Annotated in this window: 14 protein-coding genes and 1 pseudogene; 6 read left to right on the top strand and 9 right to left on the bottom strand. The window is 60.3% G+C overall.

Annotation, left to right across the window (positions count from 1 at the left end; translation table 11 throughout):
- Nucleotides 1-171 precede the first annotated feature (171 nt).
- Nucleotides 172-1,205: pseudogene (locus tag L6D63_RS22370) on the bottom strand (PA0069 family radical SAM protein).
- 226 nt (nt 1,206-1,431) lie between these two features.
- Between L6D63_RS22370 and L6D63_RS22365 the strand changes: the two are divergent.
- Complete coding sequence (locus L6D63_RS22365; RefSeq protein WP_095667896.1) at nt 1,432-1,734, top strand: hypothetical protein; 303 nt, start codon at nt 1,432-1,434, stop codon at nt 1,732-1,734.
- A 72-nt stretch (nt 1,735-1,806) separates the two neighbouring features.
- Here L6D63_RS22365 and L6D63_RS22360 read toward each other — a convergent pair whose 3' ends face one another.
- From L6D63_RS22360 to L6D63_RS22350, 3 genes are read right to left on the bottom strand one after another with little or no spacing between them, the layout of a single operon-like run.
- A complete protein-coding gene (locus tag L6D63_RS22360; protein WP_131671842.1) occupies nt 1,807-3,108 on the bottom strand; it encodes a c-type cytochrome in 1,302 nt (433 codons plus the stop codon).
- A gap of 12 nt (nt 3,109-3,120) precedes the next feature.
- Nucleotides 3,121-4,905: a GMC family oxidoreductase gene (locus L6D63_RS22355; protein WP_041074761.1), complete on the bottom strand. Its 1,785-nt coding sequence runs from the start codon at nt 4,903-4,905 to the stop codon at nt 3,121-3,123.
- Nucleotides 4,906-4,907: 2 nt separating this feature from the next.
- A complete protein-coding gene (locus L6D63_RS22350; protein ID WP_131671841.1) occupies nt 4,908-5,654 on the bottom strand; it encodes a gluconate 2-dehydrogenase subunit 3 family protein in 747 nt (248 codons plus the stop codon).
- A 305-nt stretch (nt 5,655-5,959) separates the two neighbouring features.
- Here L6D63_RS22350 and L6D63_RS22345 point away from each other — a divergent pair, with 305 nt between their 5' ends.
- Nucleotides 5,960-6,604, top strand: coding sequence for a dual specificity protein phosphatase family protein (locus L6D63_RS22345; protein WP_131671840.1), 645 nt, complete (start codon nt 5,960-5,962; stop codon nt 6,602-6,604).
- Between the two features lie 45 nt (nt 6,605-6,649).
- On the opposite strand, the gene L6D63_RS22340 is transcribed toward L6D63_RS22345, so the two are convergent.
- Both L6D63_RS22340 and prlC read right to left on the bottom strand, forming a co-directional pair.
- Nucleotides 6,650-6,934, bottom strand: a complete 285-nt coding sequence (locus L6D63_RS22340; RefSeq protein ID WP_007962808.1) for a YheV family putative zinc ribbon protein — start codon at nt 6,932-6,934, stop codon at nt 6,650-6,652.
- The gene (gene prlC, locus L6D63_RS22335; protein ID WP_236170392.1) at nt 6,931-9,009 is read right to left on the bottom strand and encodes an oligopeptidase A; all 2,079 of its coding nucleotides are present in this window, start codon (nt 9,007-9,009) and stop codon (nt 6,931-6,933) included. The genes L6D63_RS22340 and prlC overlap by 4 nt, the downstream gene beginning before the upstream one ends.
- Before the next feature lie 62 nt (nt 9,010-9,071).
- On the opposite strand from prlC, the gene L6D63_RS22330 reads away from it, so the two are divergent.
- Nucleotides 9,072-9,617 carry a gamma carbonic anhydrase family protein gene (locus L6D63_RS22330; protein ID WP_131671838.1) on the top strand — a complete coding sequence of 182 codons (546 nt, stop codon included), beginning with the start codon at nt 9,072-9,074 and terminating at the stop codon, nt 9,615-9,617.
- A 28-nt stretch (nt 9,618-9,645) separates the two neighbouring features.
- Nucleotides 9,646-10,296, top strand: coding sequence for an HAD family hydrolase (locus L6D63_RS22325; RefSeq protein WP_047297481.1), 651 nt, complete (start codon nt 9,646-9,648; stop codon nt 10,294-10,296).
- 54 nt (nt 10,297-10,350) lie between these two features.
- Here the strand turns inward: L6D63_RS22325 and L6D63_RS22320 are convergent, their stop codons facing one another.
- Entirely contained in the window at nt 10,351-11,427 is a 1,077-nt protein-coding gene (locus L6D63_RS22320; RefSeq protein ID WP_131671837.1) for an aminopeptidase, read from the bottom strand.
- A gap of 58 nt (nt 11,428-11,485) precedes the next feature.
- Here L6D63_RS22320 and L6D63_RS22315 point away from each other — a divergent pair, with 58 nt between their 5' ends.
- Nucleotides 11,486-11,908 (top strand): PA0061/PA0062 family lipoprotein, encoded by a 423-nt coding sequence (locus L6D63_RS22315; RefSeq protein WP_047297483.1) that lies wholly within the window; start codon nt 11,486-11,488, stop codon nt 11,906-11,908.
- Between the two features lie 40 nt (nt 11,909-11,948).
- Nucleotides 11,949-12,368, top strand: coding sequence for a PA0061/PA0062 family lipoprotein (locus tag L6D63_RS22310; protein ID WP_047297484.1), 420 nt, complete (start codon nt 11,949-11,951; stop codon nt 12,366-12,368).
- A 6-nt stretch (nt 12,369-12,374) separates the two neighbouring features.
- Here L6D63_RS22310 and L6D63_RS22305 read toward each other — a convergent pair whose 3' ends face one another.
- Both L6D63_RS22305 and L6D63_RS22300 read right to left on the bottom strand, forming a co-directional pair.
- Nucleotides 12,375-12,614: a DUF1161 domain-containing protein gene (locus L6D63_RS22305; RefSeq protein WP_047297485.1), complete on the bottom strand. Its 240-nt coding sequence runs from the start codon at nt 12,612-12,614 to the stop codon at nt 12,375-12,377.
- Nucleotides 12,615-12,856: 242 nt separating this feature from the next.
- Nucleotides 12,857-13,288: an OsmC family protein gene (locus L6D63_RS22300; protein ID WP_131671836.1), complete on the bottom strand. Its 432-nt coding sequence runs from the start codon at nt 13,286-13,288 to the stop codon at nt 12,857-12,859.
- Between the last annotated feature and the right edge of the window lie 126 nt (nt 13,289-13,414).

Raw genomic sequence — 13,414 nt, 5'->3', positions numbered from 1 at the left:
TAAAACATCCGGGCCATCCCGACCCGTCAGTCACTCGATGAACAAGGTAGCCGCCGAAACTTAACTGAAACTGAATCAAGCGCTCTAGAACGTGTGTTCCAGGTCACAAAAAACGTGACTGAGGGTTACGGCGGAAGGATTCCAGCCCCTCAACCACAGGGCCAATTGTCGCTAAATCAACGACATCTGGCGACCCGGTGGACAGAAGGCGCTGCAGTCGAGGTCATAGCCCTCGCGATGATTGAGGTCGAGACGCTTGATCGTTTTGGCAAAGCGTTGCGCGAGCAAGTCGGCGAACGGCCCTTCGCCGCGCATCCGTGCACCGAAACGGCTGTCGTAGAGCTCGCCGCCACGGCTCTGGCGGATCAGGCTCAGGACATGGGCCGCGCGCTGCGGATAGTGCGCGTGCAGCCACTCTTCGAACAGCGGCGCCACCTCCAGGGGCAGGCGCAGCATCATGTAGGCGGCACTTTGCGCACCCGCCGCATGCGCCTCGGTCAGCAGGCTTTCGATTTCGCTGTCGTTGATCATCGGAATCATCGGCGAACACAACACCCCCACCGGAATGCCCGCAACCGGGCCTTGGGTGCCGCGGCACGGGGTTCGAGGATGCGTTTGAGTTCATCGTCCAGCGTCGTCAGGCTGATCATCACCGCCACCAGCCGTTGTTGCGCCAGTTCCGTGAGCAGATCGAGGTCACGCAGGATCAGCGAGCCCTTGGTGACGATGGTCACCGGGTGCCGGTAGCGCAGCAGCACCTCGAGGGTCTGGCGGGTGATCCGGTGTTCACGTTCGATGGGTTGGTACGGGTCGGTATTGGAGCCGAGGTTGATCGGCGCGCATTGATAACCTTTTTTCCCAAGCTGTTCTTCCAGCACCTGGGCGGCGTTGGTCTTGGCGATCAGCCGGGTTTCGAAATCCAGTCCCGGCGACATGTCCCAATAAGCGTGGCTGGGCCGCGCGTAGCAATAGATGCAGCCATGCTCGCAGCCGCGATAGGGATTGATCGAACGATCGAAGGGCAGGTCCGGCGAGGTATTGCGGGTGATGATGGTTTTCGCGGTCTCGATCATCACCTCGGTGTTCTGTGTCTCGGGCACTTCCTGATACCAGCCGTCGTCCTCGGCTACCGAACGATTCGGCGCGAAGCGGTTGTGCGGGTTGGTCGCAGTGCCGCGACCACGAGGAGGCAAGGGCGTGTGCATCGCAAGTGTCCTGATTGCTGTATGTGCATACAGTATCGCTGGATCGAGGAAACAGCCAGTGCCGTTCGGCGATTCGGCGCACCAACACCAGTCCGTGGTTCATGGATTGATATATATATTTATCGCAAACCGAAGACACATCTTTCAACTGGAAGTACAACTTGCAATGTCGTTATTATTCGTCTTGTTGTCTTTCTGTTATTCAATATTTTAAAAGGAATTAAACGTGTCTTACTTTAACCATCGCGGCATCTTTTTGCAGAAACTTGGTCCGACTCCGGTTGATCCGGATGAAGTACTGGTGTCCATGCAGTTTGCGCAGAAGCAATCTGGCTGGGACGCAGAAAACGCCGTGCCGACCGACTCTCTGCTGGATTCGCGGATCATCATTGCATCGTCCTATGACGGTGGCGAAACGTTCGATGTCAGTAATGAAAAAGATGTCGATGGGGATGGTGATATTGATGCAGATGATAAAGCCAAGTTGCTGGCGCTGGCCAAGGCTTATGTCAGTATCATGAATCCATAATCTGGTCAGGCGTCAGCTTAGTTGTGATCTGAACAAAAAGCCCTGCCCGTATTAAATACGGGCAGGGCTTTTTTAGTTGCTGCGGGTTACCTGACCAAGATCATCAGCCGAGGTGGTGGTCATGTCGCTGGTGCGTAGATGACGGACCTCGTCTGCGCTCACCGGGGCGCCTTTGTTGCCCCAACTGCCACGGATAAAACTCACCACGTCCGCCACTTCCTGATCCGACAAGCGCCAGGCGAAGCCCGGCATGGTGAAGGTCGATGGCGCGGTATGGGTGGCCGGCAGGGTGCCGCCCTTGAGCACGATATGGATCAGCGAGGTCGGGTCTTCCGATTGCAGCACCGGATTGCCCGCCAGCGCCGGGAACACCCGGGTGTAGCCGTGGCCGTCGGTACGGTGGCAGGCCGCGCAGTTGTCGATGTACACCGCTGCGCCGCGTTGACTGTCGTCGCCGTTCCACAGGGCTTTGGCGGCTTTCTCGTCGTACTGGTGCGGCTGATCGTTCGGATCAACTGCCGGCAGTGACTTGAGGTAGCGGGCAATCGCAGTGAGGTCGGCGTCGGTCATGTATTGCATGCTGTGAGTCACCACATCGCTCATGCCGCCGAACACTGCGCTGCGGTCGCTGCGTCCGGTCTTGAGGAACTGCACCAGCTGCGCTTCGCTCCAGCTGCCCAGGCCATCCTTGTGATCACCGCGCAGACTTTTGGCGATCCAGCCTTCCAGCGGTGCGCTGCCGGCGAGGAAGCTCTTGCCATCTGCCGCGCTCAGGGATTTCTCCTGCATGGTCAGGGCCCGTGGCGTATGGCAGGCGCCGCAATGGCCGAGGCCTTCGACCAGATAGGCGCCGCGGTCGATCACCGGGTCGTCCGAAGTGGCCTTGTAGTCCTCGACTTTCGGCGCAAACAGCCAGCGCCAGCCCATCAGCGGCCAGCGCATGCTCAGCGGCCATGGGATGTCGCTGGCCTTGTTCTCCTGCGCCACCGGTTCAACGCCGTGCATGAAGTAGGCGTACAGCGCCTGCATGTCGGTTTCGCTGATCCGGGCATAGGACGGATACGGCATCGCCGGGTACAACGTACTACCGTTTTTGGCGATGCCGTGGCGCACCGCTTGGTCGAAGTCCTCGAAGCTGTAATCACCGACGCCGGTTTTGTCCGGGGTGATGTTGGTCGAGTAGATCGTGCCGATCGGCGTTTCCATCGGCAGGCCGCCGGCGAACGGTTTGCCGCCCTTGGCCGTGTGGCAGGCCACGCAGTCACCCGCGCGGGCGAGGTATTCGCCTTGTTTGATCAACGCCTGATCGACGTCGGCGGCGTGCACGGCAGCACTGCCGAGCAGGGCCAGGGTGGCGATAACGAGATTGTTCATGGTCATCGCTCCTTAAGCCTGAACCAGCGGGCCGGGGTTTTTCAGGTACTGCTCGCGGATCGCCTTGGCCGACCAGTAGGTCAATGCCGCCACCAGTCCGGTCGGGTTGTAACCCAGTCCTTGCGGGAACGCCGACGCGCCTGGCACAAACACGTTGTGCACGTCCCAGCTCTGCAGGTAACGGTTCAGGGCGCTCTTTTTCGGATCGGTGCCCATGATTGCGCCACCGTTGAGGTGGGTGGTCTGGTAGGCCGCAGTGTTGAAATGATCACCGACCTGCTTGCCGATCACCGCAATGGCTTTCGGGCCCATGGCTTGGGCGACCTTGCCCATTTTCTCGACCATGAAGCGGTTCATCTTGATGTCGTTTTCCTGCCAGTCGAAGGTCATGCGCAGCAGCGGCAAACCGTAGGCATCGCGGTACACCGGATCCAGATCGAGGTAGTTGCCTCTGTAGGACTGGTGCGCGCCGTGGGCGTCCATCGATACCTGGTGGGTGTAGTAATCGGCGGTCGCGCGTTTCCACTGGCTGCCCCAGGCCGGCGTGCCGGGCGGGTTCGAGGTGCCGGCAATCGGCCGGCTGCCGGCCTGGTTGACCCACATTGGCGAGCCACCGACGAAGCCGTGCGGGCCGTGGTCGAAGTTGTCGGCGTTGAAGTCATCCAGCGCCACACCGTTGCCGCCCGCCCCGATGAAGTTGTTGGTGTGGGTGTCCTTGTCGAAGAACGCCTTGATGGTCGCCATGTTCTGGTAGGCGAAGTTACGCCCGACCACGCCTTCGCCGCTGATCGGGTCGTACGGTTTGCCGATGCCCGAGAGCAGCATCAGGCGCACGTTGTGCAGCTGGAAGGCGCCGAGGATCACCAGATCCGCCGGTTGCTCGATCTCGCGGCCCTGGCCATCGATGTAAGTCACGCCGGTGGCCTTGGACTTGGTGCTGTCGAGATTGACCCGCAGCACATGCGAGTTGGGCCGCAGTTCGAAATTCGGCAGCGGCTTGAGCGCCGGCAGAATGTTCACGTTCGGCGACGCCTTGGAATACATGTAGCACACGTAACCGCTGCAGAACCCGCAGAAGTTGCAAGGGCCCATCTGTGCGCCGTAGGGATTGGTGTACGGGCCTGAAGTATTCGCCGACGGCAGGTTGTAGGGTTTGTAACCGACTTCTGTCGCCGCTTTGCCGAACAGTTGTGCGGAAACGGTGTTTTTCTGCGCTTCCAGCGGGAACGGATTGGAGCGATCCGGTGCGTAAGGGTTGCCGCCCTTGCCCTGTCCGACCAGTTGACCTTTCACGGTCCAGGCCTGGCCCGAGGTGCCGAAGACTTTCTCGGCGAAATCGAAAAACGGTTCCAGCTCTTCATAGCTGACGCCGAAGTCCTGGATGGTCATGTCCTTGGGGATGAAGCGTTTGCCGTAGCGTTCTTCGTAATGGCTGCGCATACGCAGTTCGATCGGATCGACGCGAAAATGCACGCCCGACCAGTGCAAACCGGCGCCGCCGACGCCATTACCCGGCAGGAACGCGCCCAACTGGCGGTTCGGCAGGGCAATGTCATTGACGCTGTGGCGGATGGTGACGGTTTCTTTCGAGATGTCCTGAAAGAGTTTTTTGCGCACGCTGTAGGTGAGTTCGTCGATCACCTGCGGATAGTTGCCGTCAGGGTAGGTGTCCTGCATCGGCCCGCGCTCCAGCGCCAGCACGTTGAGCCCGGCTTCGGTCAGCTCTTTGGCCATGATCGCGCCAGTCCAGCCAAAACCGACGATCACCGCGTCGACCTTCTTCATTACGGTTGCCATGCTCAAGCCCTCTCGCCGCGAATCGACACTGCCGGGAAGGGGTACTGCTCGTTGCGTTCCACCCAATCCATGAAATCGGCGCGGGCGCCGGGGAAGCCGATCATGGTCCAGCCGACCATGCCTTTATTGCCGCCGTGGATCGGGTCGCAGAAGAACCCTTCCTTGGTGTTTTGCAGCAGCAGGCTGAAGAAAATCTTCGCTGGAACCGCATCGAACTGCGGTTTTCCCGCTTCGAGTTGCTTGAGCAAATCGTCTCGGGTAGCGCTGTCTTGCTCGGCAAATGTTTTACCGTTGAGGGATTTTGCCCACTGATCCGTGGCGGCGATGCCCAGGCGATAGATCTCTTTGGGCACCAGTTTGCTCTGCCAGCCCATCTCCGGCGCAGCGTCGGCGTTGAACGGACCCTGCATGTACCACAGGGCACCGGCGGCGTACGGGGTGTTCATCTGGCGGTCGATGTATTCCGGCACGCCGGCTTCCAGGGCACCCGGGCCTTGCTCGTCATTGGGGATCAATTGCGCCACGGCGGCGTTGATGAAGGCCCATTCCTCGGCGGTGAAATAGCTCGGCTGATAAGCGCTGGCGTCAGCCTGGGCCGGTGTTGCTGCGGGCGTCGTCGGGGCGGCTTCAGGGGCAGCTTGCAACACGCTGCTGCCCAAGCCGGTGCCGGCGAGGGTAACCACGGGAATCAGGGTCAGGGATTTGCGCAAAAACTCACGCCGCGGGTTGTCTCGATCTGCATCAGACATGGGGTGCACCTCATCAGGCATTGATGGTTGTCCGTTTCTGCGAACGGCTTGAGCATTTTTTCGTCGCGGCGCGCGGCCCGTTTGACCGGGAAAAGGGGGACGCCTGCAACATCGTGTGACAAATGGTAGCAGGCTAATCATCGGGATGAACCGATTCGGTAGGAAAAAGCCTCGGTTTTTACCCGGCGCTCAATGAAATCGCCCGGATTCACAATTCTTTGACAAGAGCCTCACAGGGCTTTGACCGTCAGACGTGGAAGCTGCGAGGCCTTTCATTGATGAATTCCGATTACGGTCAGCCCAGCATGTCTCGAGTGCGTCTTTTTCCTGTTTTGTGTTTGTCGTTTGTCGCTCTGCTGCACTTGATGCCGGCCCAGGCTGATGCCGCTGTCACATCGCGCCCGCCGGAGTGGGCGCAGCCGGTGGAAGTGCAGTACAACCTGTTCCAGATGTCGCCAACGCTGTACCGCAGTGCCTTGCCGGATGGCGGCGCGGTGCCGTTGCTGAAAAATCTCAAAGTGGCGACGGTGATCAACTTCCTGCCGGAAGCCGACAGCAATTGGCTGTCCGAACCGGGCATCAATCAAGTGCAACTGCCTTATCGCACCAACCACGTCGATGACGCCGATGTGCTCAAGACGCTGCGCGCGATTCAGGCTGCCGAAGCCAACGGCCCGGTGCTGATGCACTGCAAACACGGTTCCGACCGCACCGGCCTGATGGCGGCGATGTACCGAATCGTGGTGCAGGGCTGGAGCAAGGAAGACGCGCTGAATGAAATGACGCAGGGCGGTTTTGGTGAAAGCGGCCATTTCAAGGATGGCGTGCGCTACGTGATGCAGGCCGATGTCGACAAACTGCGCACCGCGCTGGCCAACGGCGACTGCAGCACCAGTGCCTTTGCCACTTGCTCGATGAAGAGCTGGTTCCAGTCAGTCAACCTCAAGTAAGCCGCACCCTCCACGGCATTGCACCGTGGAGGGTTATTTGCCGGCTCAGTCTTCGGACTTTTTCTTCAGCTTCGGATTCGGAAAGAACTGCACGGCCTGGACCGTCTTGTCCGGCGCCGGCTTGAGCGCGCTGGTATTGACCCGCGTGCCCAGTTCCTTGGGAACCGACAGCCCTTGCTCGTTCAGCGTATCCGAGTAACCGCAGGCCACGCACTCGCGGTGCGGCACGCTGTCCTCGTTCCACATCATCAGTTTGTCCGGCTCGCTGCACGCCGGGCAGACAGCCCCGGCGATAAAGCGCTTCTTGGTAATCACAGGTGCCTCACTCATGCTGCTGCGTCCTCACTCAGGCCGCTATGGCGCAAGAGTGCGTCAATCGATGGCTCACGGCCACGGAAGTCGACGAACAGCACCATTGGGGCCTGCGAACCGCCACGCGCCAGAATCGCTTCGCGGAAGGCGCGACCGGTGTCGGCGTTGAGCACGCCATCCTCTTCGAATTTGGAGAAGGCATCCGCCGACAGCACTTCCGCCCACTTGTAGCTGTAATAGCCCGCCGCGTAACCGCCGGCGAAGATGTGCGCGAAGCTGTTGGGGAAGCGGTTGTACGCCGGTGGACGCATCACCGACACCTCGTCGCGCACGCCTTCCAGCACTTGCGCCACGCTGCGGCCATCACCGTGAGTGGCGTGCAGTTCGAAGTCGAACAGCGAGAATTCCAGCTGACGGACCATCATCAGCCCGGACTGGAAGTTCTTCGCCGCGAGCATTTTTTCCAGCAGGTCCTGTGGCAGCGGTTCGCCGGTTTCGTAGTGACCGGAGATCAGCGCCAGGCCTTCCGGCTCCCAGCACCAGTTTTCCATGAACTGGCTCGGCAGCTCGACCGCATCCCACGCCACGCCGTTGATCCCGGAAACACCGGCGTGATCAACGCGGGTCAGCAGGTGATGCAGGCCGTGGCCGAATTCGTGGAACAGGGTGGTCACTTCATCGTGGGTCAGCAGCGCAGGCTTGCCGCTGTCGGCCGGGGTGAAGTTGCACACCAGGTTGGCCACCGGGCTTTGCAGCACGCCGTCGACGGTGCGGCGACGGTCGCGGGCGCCGTCCATCCACGCGCCGCCACGCTTGTTGGCGCGGGCGTAGAGGTCGAAGAAGAAGCGCCCGACGTGCTGGCCGTTTTCCTTGATTTCGAACAGGCGAACATCCGGGTGCCAGGTGTCGAAGCCTTTCAGCTCGGCGATCTCGATGCCGTACAGACGCTGAACGATGGCGAACAGGCCGCCGAGGACTTTATCGATCGGGAAGTAGGCGCGCAGGGTTTCCTGGGCGACGCTGTAGCGCTGCTCGCGGAGTTTTTCCCCGTAGAAACCGCTGTCCCAGCTCTGCAGATCGGCGCAGCCCTGTTCGGCGGCGAAGGCGCGCAGCTGCTGCAGATCCTGCGCGGCAAACGGTTTGCTGCGCTTGGCCAGGTCGCGCAGGAAGCTCAGCACCTGATCGCTGGACTCGGCCATTTTCGTGGCCAGGCTCAGCTCGGAGAAGCTGGCGAAGCCCAAGAGTTTTGCCAGTTCCTGACGCAGGTCGAGGATCTCTTCCATCACCGGGCCGTTGTCGTTCTGCCCGGCGTTCGGGCCTTGATCCGACGCACGGGTGCAGTAGGCGGCGTAGACCTCTTCCCGCAGGGCACGATCCTGGGCGTAGGTCATCACCGCGTAGTAGCTCGGGAATTCCAGGGTGATCAGCCAGCCATCAAGGCCTTTGGCCTGTGCGGCAGCGGCCATTTGCGCCTTGGCCGAGTCGGTCAGGCCGGCGAGGGCGGCTTCGTCGGTGATGTGCTTGGTCCAGGCTTGCGTGGCGTCGAGCAACTGGTTGGAGAAGCGGCTGCCCAGCTCGGACAGTTTGCTCTGCACTTCGGCGTAACGCTTCTGTTCGGCTTCCGGCAGGTCGATACCCGACAAACGGAAATCGCGCAGGGCGTGTTCCAGAATGGTTTTTTGCGCCACGTCGAAATTGGCGGCTTCCGGGCTGTTGGCCAGCGCTTCATAAGCCTGGAACAGCTCGCGGTTCTGACCCATCTCGGTGGAGTAGGCGCTCAGGGCCGGCAGGCACGACTCGTAGGCCTCGCGCAGTTCAGCGCTGTTACACACGGCGTTGAGGTGGCTGACCGGGCTCCAGGCAGCGCCGAGGCGATCGTTGAGTTCGTCCATCGCCAGTACCAGGCCGGCCCAGGTCGGGTTTTGAACCTGGGTCTTGAGAATTTCGGCGATGGCGGCGCGGTTGTCGGCCAGGATCGTTTCAATGGCTGGCAGCACGTGTTCGGCACGGATCGTGGAGAACGGCGGCAGGTCGTAGGACTGCAGAAGAGGGTTGTTCACGCTCACGGTTGGCACCTTGGCTGGGAGAAACATGCGCCCATCTTAATTACAATCGGCACTCACCGCAGCTATCGGCGACAGAGAGAGAAATTATCGTGTCCGTTCGCAAGTACCAGAATCACACCCCGCAGCTCGGTAAAGGCGCGTTTGTCGACGCCTCCGCGGTGGTGATCGGCGACGTCGAAATCGGCGAAGACAGCTCCGTGTGGCCGCTGACCGTGATCCGTGGCGACATGCACCGCATCCGCATCGGTGCGCGCACCAGCGTGCAGGACGGTTGCGTGTTGCACATCACCCACGCCGGGCCGTTCAACCCGGACGGGTTTCCGCTGCTGATCGGCGATGACGTGACCATCGCCCACAAGGTCATGCTGCATGGCTGCAGCGTCGGCAGTCGCGTGTTGATCGGCATGGGCAGCATTGTCATGGACGGCGCGCAGGTCGAGGATGAGGTGATCATCGGCGCCGGCAGCCTGGTACCACCGGGCAAGCGCCTTGAAAGCGGCTTCCTGTACGTGGGCAGCCCGGTGAAACAGGTCCGTCCGTTGACCGACAAGGAACGCGCCTTCTTCACCTACAGCGCGGCGAACTACGTGAAGCTCAAGGACCTGCATCTGGCCGAAGGCTACGACCGGCCCTGAATCGACCTACACCTGCTCAGGATTTCTCATGCATTATCAGACTGTACTGTTCGACCTCGATGGCACCCTGACCGACCCGCGAGAGGGCATCACCCGATCCATCCAGTTCGCTTTGAGCAAGCTCGGCATCGACGAGCCGGACCTGAGCAAACTTGAACACTTCATCGGCCCGCCGCTGTTGCAGGCGTTCATGCAGTTCTATGGCTTCGACGAGGCCAAGGCCTGGGAGGCGGTGAATTTCTATCGCGAGCGCTTCAAGGTCACCGGCCTGTACGAGAACCGTGTGTTCGACGGCGTCACGCCGCTGCTGGAAACCCTGAGCGGCCAAGGGCGACAGCTGTATATCGCGACGTCCAAACCGTGGGAGTTCGCCCGGGAAATCGCCCGGCACTTCGACTTCGCCAAACACTTCAAGGTGATCTACGGCAGTGAGCTGGATGGCACGCGGACCAACAAGGTCGAGCTGATTGCGCACCTGATCGCTGAGGAAGGGCTGGATCCGCGCAACACGCTGATGATCGGCGATCGCAAGCATGATCTGATCGGCGCGCGCAGCAACGGCGTGGACGCGGCGGCGGTGGGGTATGGGTTTGGCAGTTTTGAAGAGTTGAGTGCCGAGGCGCCGGCTTATCACTTTGAGACGTTGGCCGAGTTGCATCAGGCGTTTTTGCGGCGTTGATCATAGCGCCATCGCTGGCAAGCCAGCGATGAGGCCGGATCAGCCGACATCAGTTCAAGATCCGGCCAAAGTTTTCAAGGCCGCTTTACGCTCCGCGACAGGTAACCCGCCTAGCTTCTCGACCTCAACATAAAACCGCACCCAATCCCCGCCAACCTGCCTGAACAGCGCCGCAAACGCCGGCACCCACTGGTCATACAACCCAAACGGCAACAACCGCGCATTGTTCAGTGGCAGATTCACCCAAGCGTCATAACGCTTGTCCCCAGCCCACTGGCTGTCGCGCATGACCCGGTAATCGCGGCGAAACTGCTCGAACGTCGCCGCTTTGCATTCGCGCATCTGCTCGGCCGGTAGCGGCTGAGCGTAGAGCTTTTCCAGGCGTGAGCGTGTTTCCAGCACCAGCTCAATGAACTGATCACGCTGCTTTAGCCGCGAGTCGGTATCCGCAGGCAGGCCACGAAACGCCCGCCACTGGCGGGTGCCTTCCTGCTCGACAAACGTGGCAAAGGACTCGTTGAACTCGGTGTCGTCCTTCACATAGAAGCGCTGATGCGCCAGTTCGTGAAAGATCAGCGTGGCCAGGCGCTCATCGCCCCAGCCCATCATCGAATTGAGGATCGGGTCATTGAACCAGCCGAGGGTCGAATAGGCCTCGACGCCGCCAATCGACACATCCATGCCTTGCAGACGCTGGATCGCCGCTTCGCCGCGCGCGGCGCTCTGGCTGTAGTAGCCGCGATAGGCCACGCATCCGGCGATCGGGAAGCAATGGTTCTGCGGCTTCAGGGAAAACTCCGGGGTGGCGAACACGTTCCACACCACATAGGGCCGGCCAATGTCGGCGTACAGCCGATAGCTCTGGTTGTCCGGCAGGTGCAGGTGTTCGCTGGCAAAGCTCCGGGCCTTCTGTGACTGGCTCAGGTGCGTGCGCAGCTTGGCGTCGCGGCTCGGGTCGGCGATCACCTTGGCCACTGGCTCGCGCGCGCGCAGCAACTGCAATTGGCCGCTCGCCAACTGGCTGTAATAGCTGACGCTGGAACAACCGTTGAGCAACAAAAACATCACACCCGGAAACAAAATCCGAAAAACGCGATCAAGTAACCCATGGTTTGGAAGCGGCCTGCTCAAAATAAAAATCCTTTGGAAAGTCTGCCCGCAAGACTATCCCGCCATTTGGAGCTTCGCTATGCGCATGTTGTTGCTGACAGGAGGCCTGCTGACGCTGGCCGGATGTGCCGGATTCGGAATGCCCGACCCTGACCCCTCGCAAGCCTGGATCGATCTCGATGCCCGGCAACAGGACACCGCGCTGCAAGCGCTGCAGGTCGATAGCCGGGCCACGGTCGACAAACGTTATTTCGAAGTGCAGCCCGGCAGCCACGAATTGAAGGTGCGCTACCAATTCCCGGTCGAAGCCACCAACATCGGCCCCGACGCCGAGCCTCTGTGGCGCGACTGCCAGTTGAAGCTGACATTCAAGGAATTCAACGCCGGACAGCGTTATCAATTGCAAGCTGGCAGCATCGGCTTCCGGCCATGGGCGAAGCTCTATGACGAGCAGCGCAACGTGGTCGGCCAAGGCACGCCGGCAGGCTGTCAGCGCACGTGATCAGCGCTATGCTGGAGGTCTGAATCCTTGGACATCCATCATGCGCAAGTTGATGTTGTTGCTCGCAGTCGGCGCTATTGCCGGCTGCCAGACGCCACTGCCACCGGTCGATCCGCAAATGGCCTGGGTCGATTTCTCAACCCCGACCCCGGGCGGCAAATTGCTGATGGCCGAGCGCCTGGACAATCAACGGCTGACCGATGGGCGTTTCTTTCAGGTCACGCCTGGTAGCCACGAGCTGCGGGTGCGGTTTGACTTCGAGGTGTTTGGAGGCGGCGGTGCGCTGATGACTGGCCCGGTCGAGCGCCTGTGCTACCTGTACATCCGCTACGACCATTTCGAAGCCGGCCAGCGTTATCTGCTGGAAGGTCGTTCGCTAGGGTTCACACCGAGTGCCCGACTGTACAACGCCAAACGCGAAATCGTCGCCGAGGATCGCGACTACAACTGCATTAACTGAGACGACTCAGCTGTCGTTCTTCTGATAGATGATCGCCTTGCTGCCGTTCTCACATGAACCGACCACCATGGCGATGTCATGTTTTGCGGCTTCTTCCTTGCTGACGATTTCCAGTGTGTAGGACGGCACTGCTTTAGCCTGAATCTTTATTTCGATCTCTTTCCTGAGTTCTTCGCAGTCTTTCGGTGCCGCAAAAACCGAAGTGGCCAGTGCACTGCAGAGGATCGCCAAGCCAATACGTTTCATATCCTGAAGCTCCATGGGGCAGCGCGCACGGGCGTGCGCTGAAGCTGCTGTCACTTATTCGACCATATTCTTGCAGCGCAGGTTCTGATGTCGCTCACATCTTCAGCAATTGCGGTGCTATTCAAATCGCCTTCGCGGGCAAGCCCGCTCCCACAGGTCAGGGGCCGACCCAAATCCTGTGGGAGCGGGCTTGCCCGCGAAGGCGTCTGTGCCAGCAACGCCTTTGTCGAAGACTGCGCAAATCAGCTGACCAGCGAAGCCTCAAGGGTAATCTTCGCATTCAATACCTTGGACACCGGGCACCCTTCCTTGGCCTTGTTGCTCAGTTCTTCAAACTGCGCCTGAGTCGCCCCCGGGATTTTCGCCTTGAGAATCAGCTTGACTGCAGTGATAGCAAAGCCGCCATCCACTTGGTCCAGTGTGACCTCTGCCTGAGTATCGATGCTCTCGGCCTTCAGACCCGCATCACCGAGAATCATCGAAAACGCCATGGAAAAACAGCCGGCATGCGCGGCGCCGATCAGTTCTTCCGGGTTGGTGCCCTTACCGCCCTCGAAGCGGGCCTTGAAGCCGTAAGGCGCTTCTCTGAGGACGCCGGTCTCGGTAGAGATCGAGCCGATGCCGGTTTTCAGATCGCCTGCCCAATGTGCGGATGCTTTCTTCACGATAGCCATGTCTGCCTCCTCAAGAACTGGCGCGGAACGCCGCGCCGTAGTGGTTTTTGCTTGCAAGGCTTCTGAGGATAGACGCCGGGACAAAGTTCAGCTCAGGTGAATCGTTGACTTTTTTAGTAGGATTTT

Origin of the sequence: Pseudomonas parakoreensis (assembly GCF_021602155.1) — a bacterium.
GTDB lineage: Bacteria > Pseudomonadota > Gammaproteobacteria > Pseudomonadales > Pseudomonadaceae > Aquipseudomonas > Aquipseudomonas parakoreensis.
This window is presented reverse-complemented; position numbering and strand designations above follow the sequence as displayed.

Bases quoted from the DNA above. Each gene is read 5' to 3' on its own strand.
- L6D63_RS22360 (WP_131671842.1), bottom strand. From the start codon at position 3,108: ATGAACAATCTCGTTATCGCCACCCTGGCCCTGCTCGGCAGTGCTGCC.
- L6D63_RS22355 (WP_041074761.1), bottom strand. From the start codon at position 4,905: ATGGCAACCGTAATGAAGAAGGTCGACGCGGTGATCGTCGGTTTTGGC.
- L6D63_RS22350 (WP_131671841.1), bottom strand. From the start codon at position 5,654: ATGTCTGATGCAGATCGAGACAACCCGCGGCGTGAGTTTTTGCGCAAA.
- L6D63_RS22345 (WP_131671840.1), top strand. From the start codon at position 5,960: ATGTCTCGAGTGCGTCTTTTTCCTGTTTTGTGTTTGTCGTTTGTCGCT.
- L6D63_RS22340 (WP_007962808.1), bottom strand. From the start codon at position 6,934: ATGAGTGAGGCACCTGTGATTACCAAGAAGCGCTTTATCGCCGGGGCT.
- prlC (WP_236170392.1), bottom strand. From the start codon at position 9,009: ATGTTTCTCCCAGCCAAGGTGCCAACCGTGAGCGTGAACAACCCTCTT.
- L6D63_RS22325 (WP_047297481.1), top strand. From the start codon at position 9,646: ATGCATTATCAGACTGTACTGTTCGACCTCGATGGCACCCTGACCGAC.
- L6D63_RS22315 (WP_047297483.1), top strand. From the start codon at position 11,486: ATGCGCATGTTGTTGCTGACAGGAGGCCTGCTGACGCTGGCCGGATGT.
- L6D63_RS22310 (WP_047297484.1), top strand. From the start codon at position 11,949: ATGCGCAAGTTGATGTTGTTGCTCGCAGTCGGCGCTATTGCCGGCTGC.
- L6D63_RS22305 (WP_047297485.1), bottom strand. From the start codon at position 12,614: ATGAAACGTATTGGCTTGGCGATCCTCTGCAGTGCACTGGCCACTTCG.
- L6D63_RS22300 (WP_131671836.1), bottom strand. From the start codon at position 13,288: ATGGCTATCGTGAAGAAAGCATCCGCACATTGGGCAGGCGATCTGAAA.